Annotated in this window: 8 protein-coding genes; 6 read left to right on the top strand and 2 right to left on the bottom strand. The window is 39.3% G+C overall.

Features of this window, described 5'->3' with window-relative positions:
- Nucleotides 1–119 precede the first annotated feature (119 nt).
- A complete protein-coding gene (locus G622_RS0110235) occupies nt 120–2552 on the bottom strand; it encodes a GH36-type glycosyl hydrolase domain-containing protein (protein WP_026510643.1) in 2433 nt (810 codons plus the stop codon).
- A 317-nt stretch (nt 2553–2869) separates the two neighbouring features.
- Between G622_RS0110235 and G622_RS0110240 the strand changes: the two genes are divergently transcribed.
- From G622_RS0110240 to G622_RS0110255, 4 genes are all read left to right on the top strand, one after another.
- The gene (locus tag G622_RS0110240; protein ID WP_026510644.1) at nt 2870–3898 is read left to right on the top strand and encodes a LacI family DNA-binding transcriptional regulator; all 1029 of its coding nucleotides are present in this window, start codon (nt 2870–2872) and stop codon (nt 3896–3898) included.
- A gap of 81 nt (nt 3899–3979) precedes the next feature.
- Nucleotides 3980–5464 carry an ABC transporter substrate-binding protein gene (locus G622_RS0110245; RefSeq protein ID WP_026510645.1) on the top strand — a complete coding sequence of 495 codons (1485 nt, stop codon included), beginning with the start codon at nt 3980–3982 and terminating at the stop codon, nt 5462–5464.
- Nucleotides 5465–5625: 161 nt separating this feature from the next.
- A complete protein-coding gene (locus tag G622_RS0110250; RefSeq protein ID WP_026510646.1) occupies nt 5626–6558 on the top strand; it encodes a carbohydrate ABC transporter permease in 933 nt (310 codons plus the stop codon).
- Nucleotides 6559–6624: 66 nt separating this feature from the next.
- On the top strand, nt 6625–7494 hold the full coding sequence (locus tag G622_RS0110255) for a carbohydrate ABC transporter permease (RefSeq protein WP_026510647.1): 870 nt from the start codon (nt 6625–6627) through the stop codon (nt 7492–7494).
- Nucleotides 7495–7747: 253 nt separating this feature from the next.
- Here G622_RS0110255 and G622_RS26870 read toward each other — a convergent pair whose 3' ends face one another.
- A complete protein-coding gene (locus G622_RS26870) occupies nt 7748–10516 on the bottom strand; it encodes a carboxylesterase family protein (RefSeq protein ID WP_330363597.1) in 2769 nt (922 codons plus the stop codon).
- Nucleotides 10517–10766: 250 nt separating this feature from the next.
- On the opposite strand from G622_RS26870, the gene G622_RS22490 reads away from it, so the two are divergent.
- Nucleotides 10767–12239, top strand: coding sequence for a glycoside hydrolase family 43 protein (locus G622_RS22490; protein WP_081675263.1), 1473 nt, complete (start codon nt 10767–10769; stop codon nt 12237–12239).
- Nucleotides 12236–13807 (top strand): glycoside hydrolase family 43 protein, encoded by a 1572-nt coding sequence (locus G622_RS0110270; protein ID WP_026510649.1) that lies wholly within the window; start codon nt 12236–12238, stop codon nt 13805–13807. The genes G622_RS22490 and G622_RS0110270 overlap by 4 nt, the downstream gene beginning before the upstream one ends.

The following is a 13807-nucleotide window of genomic DNA, read 5'->3' on the forward strand; positions in this document are numbered from 1 at the left end:
TTTACTGTATCACACATGATTAGAAAGATTGCAAATCAGTTAAGATCTTTGCTCAAATGAAAAAAGCTCCCACAGACCTTAAATCTGTGGGAGCTTTTTAGGAAGTGATAAGTAAAGTATCAGCCCATTATAGCTTCAACATTGTACTCTTTTACTGATGGATCATGAGGTATAACATTACCCTCAATCTCTTTACCATTAACGATCAGCTTTTTAATGCCTTTTTCTGCACCATTTGTCTTAACACTAATGTTATAAGTAGATCCTCTGTATTTTCTTGTAAGCTCAAAATCACCAAAATCAGAAGGAACACAAGGATCAACGGATAATCCTTTGTGTGTAGGGTAAATTCCGAGAATATACTGTGAAATATTTACAAAGGTCCATGCAGCAGTACCTGTCAGCCAGCTATTTTTGCCCTGACCGAAAAACTTAGCATCTTTTCCTGCAACCATCTGAGAGTATACATACGGTTCTGTGCAATGGATATCACTTATCTCTTCAACATAAGCAGGGCAAGTCTTTTTATAAATCTCAAAGGCTCTGTCGCCATGACCTAAAACAGTCTCTGCGATTGAAACCCATGGGTTATTGTGACAGAAAATACCTGCATTTTCTTTATATCCCGGAGGATAAGAGCTAACCTCACCAAGTTCAAGATGATATTCTGTGTATGCAGGCTGAAGAATCATAACACCATACTTTGTATCAAGACGCTCCTTTACACTCTTAAGAGCCTTCTCAGCAAGACCTTCTTTTACGCCAATTCCTGCAAGTACGCAGAAGCCCTGAGGCTCGATGTAGATCTGACCTTCTTTGCACTCGTGTGAGCCTACCTTATTGGAGTATGCATCATAAGCACGAACAAACCATTCTCCGTCCCATCCTGCAGTGCAAACTGCATCATACATTTTTTTAACTTCGAGACGTGCTCTGTCTGCTTCGGTCTGATCACCCTTAAGTTCGCACAGCTGAGCATATTCCTCACCATATTTTACGAACATTCCTGCAATAAATACAGATTCAGCAACAGGTCCCTCACTGGGGCCAAAGGTCTGGAATGATTCACCGGGATGAGCAGAGAAACAGTTAAGATTAAGGCAATCATTCCAGTCTGCACGACCTATAAGCGGAAGATCATGAGGACCTTTGTGATTGACAATATAATCAAAGCTTCTCTTTAAATGGTTCATGAGAGGTGTTGCAACACTCATATCATTGTCGAAAGGAACTATTTCATCAAGAATAGTTGTATCCCCAGTTTCTCTGATGTAAGCACTTGTGCCGGCGATCAGCCATAACGGATCATCGTTGAAGCCTGAACCGATATCAGAGTTTCCTTTTTTGGTAAGGGGCTGATACTGATGATAAGCACTTCCGTCCTGGAACTGAGTAGATGCTATATCTATGATACGCTCTCTTGCTCTGTCGGGTATAAGATGAACGAATCCCAGGAGATCCTGACATGAATCACGGAAGCCCATTCCACGACCGATTCCTGACTCATAATAAGAAGCGGAACGTGACATATTAAAGGTTACCATGCACTGATACTGGTTCCAAATATTGACCATGCGATCAACCTTATCATTGCCGGACTTAATGTGATATATGGAAAGAAGGTTATCCCAGTATGAACACAGTTCTTCGAGAGCCTTCTCAACATCTGAATCGGACTGATATTTTGCAAGGAGATCATTTGCACGCTTTTTGTTTATAATTCCGTGTGATTCCCATTTTTCATCTTCAGGGTTTTCAACATATCCTAAAACGAAATTGAAGGTCTTTGTCTCACCGGGAGCAAGTGTTATGTTTATCTGATGAGCTGCAATGGGAGACCATCCGCTTGCTACAGAATTAGTAAGCTGTCCGGCAAATACACTGTCAGGATGATCAGGACCATTATATGCACCAAGAAATGCATCACGACTGGTATCAATTGCATCCACTTTTGAATTTACAGAATAAACAGCGTAATGATTTCTTCTCTCACGATATTCTGTCTTATGGAAAATAGTAGAATCTACGATTTCCACTTCACCTGTGCTTAAGTTACGCTGGAAGTTCTTCATATCATCGTCAGCATTCCAAAGGCACCATTCAACATATGAGAATAACTGGATGTTTTTCTCAGCTGAGCTGTTATTGGTTAATTCAACATGAGAAATTTCACAGGTATCATTCATAGGAACAAATGTCAGGACTGAAGCCTTAACAGAGTTCTTCTCAGAGGTGAATTTGCTATAACCTATGCCATGGCGGCATTCGTAGGAATCAAGTTCAGTCTTAACAGGCTGCCAGCCGGGATTCCATACAGTATCATTATCCTTTATATAGAAATATTTACCGTTATTATCGTAAGGGACATTATTATAACGGTATCTGGTAAGTCTGAGTAACTTTGCATCTTTGTAAAATGAATAGCCACCACAAGTATTAGATATTAAAGAAAAGAAATCCTTATTACCAAGGTAGTTGATCCAAGGTAATGGAGTCTTGGGTGTTGTGATCACATATTCGCGATTTTTATCGTCGAAAAACCCGTATTTCATCGATATTCCTCCTAAAAATTCTTAAACGATTAAGCCTATTGTCATTCTCGATTATATAGGTTAAATACCCATATTTCAAGTAAAAATAAAATAAATAACATAATGATATGATTTGAATATTTTCGAAAAGGTTAAGAAATAGTCTGCCTTAACATAATGATTTAGAGAAAATGTTAAATTTTTCATGTTAAAATTTGTCAAAAAACAACAAAATGATACAAATTGCACAAGAAAATAAAAAACATATATTGCTTTTATAGAAAATGTGATGTATAGTCAAGTTACGAAAACGTTTGAGGAATACATAAGGGGTATAGATGTCAACACGAAAAAGAGTTTCATTAAAAGATATAGCAGCAGCGTGTAAGGTATCTGTCGCAACAGTATCGAAGGCTTTGAATGATCAGGCTGATATTGGTCAGGAAACAAAGGATTTTGTTCGTGAGACTGCAGAGGCTATGGGATATTTCCCAAATGCTGCTGCAAAAGCACTAAAAACAAATCGCACATATAATATAGGTCTTTTATTTATGGATGATGCTCAAAGTGGATTGACACATAACTACTTTGCAAGAGTCATCGAGAGCTTTAAGAAGAAAATTGAGGAAAAAGGATATGACCTCACTTTTATAAGCAATAATAGAAGTTCGGCTGGATATATGTCTTATCTGGCACATGCAAGATATAGAAACTTCGATGGAGTGGCAATAGCCTGTGTGGATTTTTATAAGCCTGAAGTTGAAGAGCTTGTAAGAGGAAACATACCAGTTGTTACTATTGACCATGTGTTCAATGACAGATCTGCAATTATTTCAGATAACGTCATGGGAATAAAGGATCTGCTTACATATATATATAATCAGGGACATAGGAAAATAGCCTATATTCACGGTTCTGATTCAGCTGTTACACAAAGTCGTCTTAAGAGCTTTTATAAAACAGCTATGGATTTGAATCTGGAGATTCCTGATGAATATATTTTGGAGGTTGAATATCGTGATACAGTAGGAGCACAAAAAGCAACAGAAAAGTTGTTACAGCTTAGTGACAGACCTACATGTATATTATATCCGGATGATTTTGCTACTTTTGGCGGAATAAATGCTATTAAGCAAAGCGGATTAAGAGTACCGGATGATATTTCAATCGCAGGTTACGATGGAATTGATATCGCTATGAAATACAGTCCTCAGCTTACTACAATTGTGCAGGATACAGATCTCTTAGGTAGGAAAGCGGCTGAAAAGTTAATTGATTCCATAGAAAATCCAAGAACAACGTTTAGTGAACAGGTAATTGTTCCCGGGCATCTAAACGAAGGCGAAACAGTTAAGAAGATTAACTGATTTGGGGTGAATTAAGACAGCATAAGCTGTTTTAAGAATATAATAACATTTCATTTTTAATGAAAAGGGAGGTACACTTTAATGAAAAGAAAGATACTTGGCGTATTACTTTCTACAACAATGGTTGCTGGTATGATCGCTGGCTGTGGCGGTAACAGTGCTGCACCTGCTGCAGAGGCTCCTGCAACAGAGGAAGCTGCTTCAGAGGAAACAGCTGCAGAAGAGACAACAGAGGACACAGCTTCAGAGGATGCTGCTTCAGAAGAGACAACAGAGGACACAGCTTCAGAGGATGCTGCTGCAGAAGAGACAACAGAAGTTGCTGCAGATGAGGGTAAAGTACTTAATGTATATGCTTGGAACGAGGAGTTTAAATCAAGACTTACAGATCACTATCCCGGATATGAAGAGGTAGATGCTACACATGGTAAGATTGGTGATGTTGATGTAGTTTGGAACATTACTCCCAGTGATGACAATGCATATCAGAACAACCTTGATGAGACACTGCTTAAGCAGGCAGATGCAGCTGCAGATGACAAGATTGACCTTTTCCTTGTTGAAGCAGACTACGCTCTTAAATATGTAGATACAGATTATACAATGCCATTGGCTGATCTTGGTATCACAGATGCAGATCTTGCAGATCAGTATTCATATACACAGTCAATCGTTACAGATAGCAACGGTAAGCTTAAGGGATCTTCATGGCAGGCTTGCTCAGCTGGTCTTATCTATAACCGTGAGGCTGCTAAAGAAGTTCTTGGAACAGATGATCCTGATGAAGTTCAGGCTGCTGTATCTGACTGGTCTAAATATGTTGAGACAGCAAAGAAGGTTCAAGAAGCCGGCTATACAATGTGCTCTGTAAACGATACATATCGTGTGTATTCAAACAATGTATCAGGTAAGTGGGTACAGGATGGCAAGCTTGTAATTGATGACAACCTTATGAACTGGGTAAATGATTCTATGGAGCTTGTTGAAGCTAAGGCTGAGAACACCTATGATCTTTGGGGTGATGACTGGGCAAAGGGTAAGACACCCGATGGAAAGATTTTCTGCTACTTTGGACCTGCTTGGTTCTTCAATTTCTGCCTTGATGCTGATCAGGAAGGCACAATCGCTAACCAGGGTGGTTGGGGCTACTGTGTAGGACCTCAGTCATACTTCTGGGGTGGCACATGGATCTGCGCAGCAACAGGTACAGACAATGCTTCACTTGTTAAGGATATCATTCTTACAATGACAACAGATAAGGCTGTACTTAAGGACATTGCACAGAAGGATGCAGATTGTGTAAACAGCAAGACAGTTCTTGCAGAGCTTGCTTCTGACGATTCAGGTAACCTTGAACTTCTTGGCGGACAGAACCCTTACCAGCAGCTTGCTGAAGGCGCAGAGAAGATCGATCTTTCAAACCTTTCTGCATACGATCAGGGATGTAATGAAGAGTTCCAGAATGCAGAGAAGAACTACTTCGAAGGCAATGCAACTCCTGAAGAAGCACTTGATATGTTTAAGAAGGCTGTAATGGAGAAATATCCTGAAGTAACAGTTGACTGATTTAACTAAATAAGGCAAAAGCCTGAAAGATTAGATTATTAGGGGACATAGCAGGGCGCATGGAATACAAAACTCCACGCGCCCTGTATAATGAAAAATTTTATTATTTATTATCCAAAACCCTCATATTTATTGAGGTGTAGATAGAAAAGAGGATGCTTATGAAAAAAAAGAGTAAAGTAGTAAGCTACAATAAATGGGGATATATTTTCCTGATTCCTTTTGTAGTTGTTTACCTTGTTTTCCAAATGATACCTTTGGTAACTACAGTTTATAATTCATTTTTCGAAAATTATCGTTCAGGTCTTACTCAGATTGGACCGAATTTTGTAGGACTTAAAAATTACGTTACTATAATCACTAATGGCGATCTGCCAACTTATCTTGTTAATACACTTATCATGTGGGTTATGGGCTTTGTTCCGCAGATTATTCTTTCTCTGCTTCTTGGCGCATGGTTCACAGATCCTTCCCTTAGACTTAAAGGACAGGCATTTTTCAAGACAGTTATATATATGCCTAACCTTATTATGGCATCTGCATTTTCAATGCTGTTCTTTACATTATTTGCAAACACAGGACCGATAAACTCCCTGCTCTTGCAGCTTGGTGTTATAAAGGAAGCATATCAGTTTATGTCTCATGTATGGTCGGTTCGTTCACTTGTAGCATTTATGAACTGCGTTATGTGGTTCGGTAATACGACTATTCTGCTGATGGCTGGTATGATGGGCATTGATCCCTCGCTCTTTGAAGCAGCTCAGGTTGACGGAGCAACCGCTACTCAGATTTTCTATAAAATTACATTGCCGCTGCTTAGACCTATTCTTGTTTTTGTTATGATTACATCACTTATTGGCGGACTTCAGATGTTCGATGTTCCTCAGATTCTTACAAACGGAACCGGAGATCCTATGCGTTCTTCAATGACACTTATTATGTATCTTAATAAGCATCTGTTCAGTAAGAACTATGGACTTGGTGGTGCACTTTCAGTATTTATGTTCATCATTACCGGAATTCTCAGTCTTATAGTATTTAAGTTTACTGCTTCCGATAAGGTTGAAAAGAAGAGAAGCAAAAATAAGGCATAAATCACTGTTGTTATTTAATGATTTAGAGAGGAAAAATATATGTCAGCTAATATGGGCGTTTTAGAAATGAATACAAGCTTAGTGGCGGGTCAGAAGGAAAATGGAGCTTCTATACAAGCCAGAAGAATAATTGCATATGTTGTACTTGGATTGGTATCATTTCTGTGCTTATTCTGGTTCTATATTCTTTTTATCAATTCAACCAGATCGCATCAGGAATTAAGTGCAGGATTTACTGCAATACCCAGCACACATATCTTAGAGAACTGGACAAATTTGAAAAATGGTACATTACCGATATTTAATGGCATTTTCAATTCACTTTTCATAGCAGTTGTTACAGCTGTACTGTCAACATATTTCTCAACAATGACAGCATATGCAATACATGCATATGACTTCAAGTTTAAGAACTTTATGTTCACATTTATACTTATGATTATGATGATTCCTGCACAGGTTACTGCACTTGGATTCCTGCAATTAATTGGCAAGATGGGGCTCGATGATTCATTTGTTCCGCTTACAATTCCTGCTATTGCAGCTCCTTCTGTATTCTTTTATATGAAACAGTACATGGAATCTACACTTCCTCTTTCACTTATTGAGGCAGCGAGAATTGATGGATCGGGTGAGTTCAGAACATTTAACAGTATTGTGCTTCCGCTTATGAAACCTGCCATTGCAGTTCAGGCTATTTTCACATTTGTAAGCAGCTGGAATAATTACTTTACACCTGCACTTGTACTTCACACAGATACAAAAAAGACACTTCCCATTTTGATTGCACAGCTTCGTGCTGCAGATTGGCTGAAGTTTGACATGGGACAGGTTTATATAATGATTGCTTTTTCAATCTTCCCGGTTATTGTAGTATATCTTCTTCTTTCAAGATACATCGTTGGCGGTGTTACACTTGGTGGTGTAAAGGGCTGATGTACGAAGTATGACTTCTTGAACGCAATAAGGAAAAAGTGTTCAAGAATCTTTAAATACTTACTCTTTTAAAATAAGCGTAGAAATAAATAGGAGAGAAAAAATCTCACCAAGTGATCTACTTAAAAAGTCACGGCATTCCCCAATGTCGTGACTTTTTTTCTTTTAGAAAATTCCGTTGGATTTCCTAAAGAAAAAAGCGCTCCGCTATGGTGTTTTTTCCTAGCGGAGCATTTTACAGGTTTTCTTTTATTTAGTGTAAGAATTCGAAGCTTTTAAGAGAGCAGCTTCCGTTTCCTACAAATGTCAGATAAAGCGCATTAACACCTGTTATGGGAGCAAATGAGCATTCTCCCACTGTCCAGATATTTTGGTTTTCTATTTCTATTTCACTAAGAACTTCTCCATTCCAAGCGGTTTTAACCTGAGCTTTTCCATTAAAATAGCCTCTGGTCTGTATTCTTAAACCATTGACATTTTTCATATCAAAGTACTTAAATCCTGCGGTTGAGTTATTGGAGAGCTGCCTGATATATCCGATGTTAGGATCACCATCACCGCCGTCCTGTACAATTCTGGGACCGTTTGTACCAACATAAACAGCATGTTCATCTGTAAAGAGATTACATGCAATATATGATGGATATTCACCATAATCAGATAAAGGTTTTCCGTTTAATCCACAGGATGTTATCTCTGCCTGAATAATGCTGCCATCTTCATTGAAGTTCAATTTCTCTGCGCAACCTTGTCTGCAATACCATGTGTTATTGGTGTGCCTGTGATAGAAAATATACCAGGAATCGCCAATCTGGACCATACTTCCATGATTATTTGCGCCGGCTGCCATGGCTATATCTGCATCTTTGTAGGAATCGATGTGCAGATCGCAGTTACTGACTATTACGCCACCATACTTAAAAGGACCTTCCGGTGAGTCTGAAGTAGCATAGCAAAGCTCATGCATAACTTCGGATGAATAAATAAAGAAGTATTTGTCATCCTTTTTACGTATTGAAGGGGCTTCAAAGAAGGCGTGTCCTTCATATTCTGTTCCCTGGCTATAACAACTGCCGGGAGCGACTATTTTGGGAGCTTTTTCTACTGTGAGCATATCTTCACCCAAGACAGTCAGCATTGCACCGGATCTGCTCTTATCGCCCTGACCACAGAAACCTGTGAAAAGATATGTTTTTCCGTTTTCTGTAAGAACACCGGGATCAAACTGTGGTTCATCACCTTCTTTTTCTCCAAGTCTGGTTCCATCAGGATAATGAACATAACCAAGGAATTCATATTTTCCTGCAGGAGTATCACATACTGCAACAGAAACTACTGATACTTTATCAAGGACATAATACAGGTAATATCTGCCGTCTGGACCAACTGTAACATCAGGTGCATACAGGCACATACGACCATCTTTGTTGAGAGGATCAGCAGTTTTCGGATAAATCACTCCCTCATAGTGCCAGTCACCGAGATTATCTATAGGAGCTGACCAGCAAACATAATCTCCAAGACAGAAGGTTTCTCCATTGTAAATGTCATGAGATCCATAAACATATACTCTGTTATTAAATACATATGGTTCGCCATCCGGAATATATTCCCATGAAGGCAGATACGGATTCAATGCCTGCTTCTTACCTGTGATACCTAATCTGATTCCACCTTCTTTCTGAAGGGTAGCGCCTCTTCCATCAAAGATCATTTCGGCACGGTTTTTATCAGTGTAGGGTTCCCAGCGAGGTAATTCGTTGTTATCCCATCCTTTTCCGTTTGGATCTCCGGTTTTTATGAAATTAGCAAACATATCGCACATCTGTCTTGCAAGTGCAAAATGGCGGCCCTGCATAGGTCTCCAGCATTTGCCCAGTGATTCGAAGAAAAACCAAAGGTCTACTGAATGGAAAGTACCGGGGGTATCATCGCCGGGGATATCAGGATCGAATCTATAATAGTAGTGATTCTGGTTTCTGCCATTTTTCTCAGCATTTAAAAATACTGTTTTGACGGATAACTCAACACTGCTCTCGCCGTCAATCTGGAATTCATCTGAGGTGTTTCCGGATATTACGGGAACCGGTGCATTTTTTCCTTCCATAAATAATACAGCAGGATCTTTTTTACAAAATACACCATCCTGAATAGGGAACATACGAGGATGTGAAGCAGCATATTCTCCATATTTGGCTTTTAAGGTTTCTGAGTCAATTTTTCTTGCTTCTTCCAGTGAGCTCACTCCAAGAAATTCAAAGAATTCTTCTCCTTTCTTTTCAGCGCCGGCAAGGTCGAGAGGTCTAAAAATATCATCTGTTTGCTTTGGGTTATGTATCATTCCGCTGAATACTACAGCACCCTTTATTTTATTGAAATTATCTTCGCATGCAAGTTGATGCATTGTACTGCCGCCACCTGCTGATTGTCCGGCTATAGTAATCTGTTCCGGATTACCACCGAAAGCAGCAATATTCTTATATACCCACTCAAGACCTGCTTTTTGGTCGAGCAGACCAAAGTTGCCGGGAGCATCAGGAGCTTCTTTGGTAATTTCAGGATGTGCAAGGAAACCGAATAAATTTAATCTGTAGTTTACGCTTACAACAACTATGCCACGTCTTGCAAGCTTTTCACCATCAAATTCCATTTCAGCTGTATATCCCCACTGAAAACCGCCACCAAAATACCACACAAGAACTGGGAGCTTTTCATCAGTTTTCTTTGCCGGTGTCCATACATTAAGGTATAAACAGTCTTCATTCATGGGTATTTCCGGGTCAACATGCCATTCTTTGCAATATATGTCGGTTCCAAGTCCCGGAGTATCCTGGACTGATATAGGACCATATTCAAAGGCATTTAATACTCCATCCCAATCCTTACAGGGCTGGGGTGCTCTCCATCTGTTTTGATCAACAGGCGGAGCTGCAAAGGGAATTCCCTTGTATACTGTTATTCTAGGGTCTGAGCCCGGTAATCCGCGCAGGGCTCCGTTTTCTACTTTTGTCTCTCTTAGCATTTGCTTTATCCTCCATAAGTTAGATTAAAACCTAATAATTCTCTATTTCTTCTTAAATTTTAACGATTTGTGTTTTGCATGGTCTATGCGAATCTTGCTATTTCGTTTTTAAAGATTGCTATGTACTACGCAATTTGTGCAAAAAACTTGGCAATTAGTTTGTGGAAAGAAGTGATTAATATCAATAGAATTACATTAGATTGGGATAAATATTGGATTTTGCACATTTCGCAAGATTCGGGAGGTAATAATGCAAGTAATCGAGAAGCAGACAATGGAAGAAATCTTTGAACAGATCCAGCCCTGTGAAGCTGCTAAGGCGCAGGGAGATCACAATCCTGTAATGACACAGCGATTTGGAGCAGATCCGTATGCAATTGTTTATGATGGCAGAGTTTATTTATATATGACAGGAGATGATCCTGTTTATAACGAGCAGGGTGAATTAAAAGAAAACACTTATGGAAACATAAATACTATTAATGTAGTTTCATCAAGTGATCTTGTTAACTGGACAGATCACGGCACAATCTATGCGGCTTCCTGTACAGGTGCAGCAAAGTGGGGAGCAAATTCATGGGCTCCTGCGGCAGCGTATAAGAAAATAGACGGTAAAGACAAATTCTTCTTATATTTTGCTAATAATGGCAATGGGATAGCTGTTCTTACTGCAGACAGCCCTGTAGGTCCATTTACAGATCCTCTGGACGGACCGCTGATTTCAAGAGAAACACCTAATTGTGCAGAAGTAACATGGCTTTTTGATCCGGCAGTGCTTATGGATGATGACGGAAGCTCATATCTTTATGTTGGAGGCGGAGTTCCGAGCCCGGATAAAGCGGCAAACCCCGGCACAGCAAGAGTTGTAAAGCTTGGTAAAGACATGATAAGCCTTGATGGCAATCCACAGCCTATAGAAAATGTTGCTTACTTATTTGAAGATTCAGGAATAAATAAAATAGGAAATAAATATTACTATTCATATTGCTCAAATTTCAGTATGACTCCTGAAGCGGAGGAAAAGCTCGGATATCAGCAGGGAGAAATAGTAACACTTGTTTCTGATTCCCCGATGGGACCGTTTGAACCATACAGACCGATTCTTAAGAATCCTGAGCACTTCTTTGGGCTTGGCGGTAATAACCATCATTGTATGTTTGAGTTCAAGAATCAGTGGTATATAACATATCATTCAAGAATTCTTGAAAAAGCAATGGGAATGGATGGAGGATACAGAAGTACAAATGTTGATGTTCTTGATATCAAGGATGGAGGTCCTTCTGTTTCAATAGGAACAAGACAAGGAGTTAAACAGGTAGCTTATCTTGATCCTTATGAAGATGTCAAAGCAGTTACAATGTCGAATTCAGCCGGACTTACAACTGTTCAGTTTGGAGATGAGGCCATTAAACATGGTTCAGGTGATATGATCCTTTCCGGAATTAGTGATGGAAGCTGGAGCAGTATAAGTGGTGCTGATTTTGGATATCACTACCCGTTCGAAATTTGTGTAAAGCTGAGAAGTCGTGGAACCGGAGCCATCAGAATAAGCCTTGACTCAATTGACGGACAGGTTTTGGCTTATGTACCGGTTGAAAAAACCAACAACGAGATGGAAGACGTGTTTGTAACACTTGATAGTGTGCCGGAAGGTGTTCATGATATCTATTTTGCATTTGCGGGATCAGATTATGATGTTATGGCATGGAGATTTGTAAAATGATTAAAGAAAAGATTTCTTTGGGGACAATAAATCCCGTAATACCGATGGATTATCCTGATCCGGACGTAATACGGGTGGGGGATACATATTATTTGGCATCAACTACTATGCATTTTTTTCCGGGATGCGAGATACTCAGGTCATATGATCTTTTACATTGGGAGCATGCGGCCTATGTGTACGATCGTCTGGATGATACGGAAGGACAATGCTTAAAAAATGGACAGAATATTTATGGAAAAGGAATGTGGGCTCCATGCTTGAGATTTCATAACAATTGTTTTTACTTAAGCTTTTGCGCGAATGATACTCATAAGACATATTTATATAAGGCTGAATCCATAAATGGACCGTGGAAAAAGCAATATATTGAAGGTTTTTATCATGATGCGAGTATTTTATTTGATGAAGACAGAGTTTTTATTGCTTATGGCAATCGGGAAATAAAACTGGTAGAGCTCGATAGTGAACTTAAAGGGCCAAAAAAAGGCGGACTTCAAAGAACATTGGTAAAGGAAGAGGATAATAACCTTTTATCATATGAAGGATGTCATTTTTATAAAATAAATGAAAAATATTATCTTTTCCTGATTCATTCACTTCCGACAAGATGGATGAGGACTCAGAACTATTTTATGGCTTCTTCGCTGGATGGAGAATTTCATGGTGGTGAGCTATTCTGTGATGATATGGGATATTTTGGACAGGGAGTAGCTCAGGGGGGAATCGTAGATACCCCGGATGGACATTGGTTTACAATGCTTTTCCAGGATAGAGGAGGAGTTGGAAGAACACCATTTTTGCTTCCGCTTCGCTGGAGAGGAGCTACACCTTATATAGAAGAAAATGGAAAGCTGCCCTCAGAAATAGAAATCTGTAATACGAAACCTGATCATGAATATATGTCTCTTGCAGGAAGCGATGATTTTAGCAAAAAAGGCTCATTTAATAATTCCGAAGATGGCAGAACCGTCGAAGATGAAGAATTTGACAGCTTTGGAATGAAGAGTTTTTGGCAATGGAATCATCAGCCGGAGATTTCTTTGGTTAAACAGGATACCAAAAAGAGAGAACTGCTTATTTCCACTGACAGGATCTGTGATAAATTTGATCAGGCTATAAACACTTTGACACAGCGAATGACTCTTCCAAGAAGCAGAGCAAGTGTTATTGTAAATACTGAAAAACTGAAAGATGGTGACAGAGCCGGACTTGGCGTGCTATGCGAAGAGTATTGCTATCTTGCGATAGAAAAACAGAATGGTAAGAATGTACTACTTCTTGTATCTAAAGAAAATGGGGAAGAAGTGGTGAAAGTAAGAGAACTACTTGGGAATGATAAGGCTTTTGCATTTAGAATTGATGCTAATACATTCGCTCCTGTAGGAAATACAACAGTATTTTGGAGAAGATTATCTGAAAAAGAATTCAGACCTTTACCGTTCTCAAAAAGTTTACAGTTTACACTGGCACATTTTGTGGGATGCAGATTTGCATTATTTATGTTAAGTACAAAGAAAACAGGCGGAACAGCAGCTTTTTCCGAATTTAAATACGAGGTGTACTGA

The sequence above is a fragment of the Butyrivibrio sp. LC3010 genome, from assembly GCF_000424385.1.
In the GTDB taxonomy this organism is placed as follows: Bacteria; Bacillota; Clostridia; order Lachnospirales; family Lachnospiraceae; genus Butyrivibrio.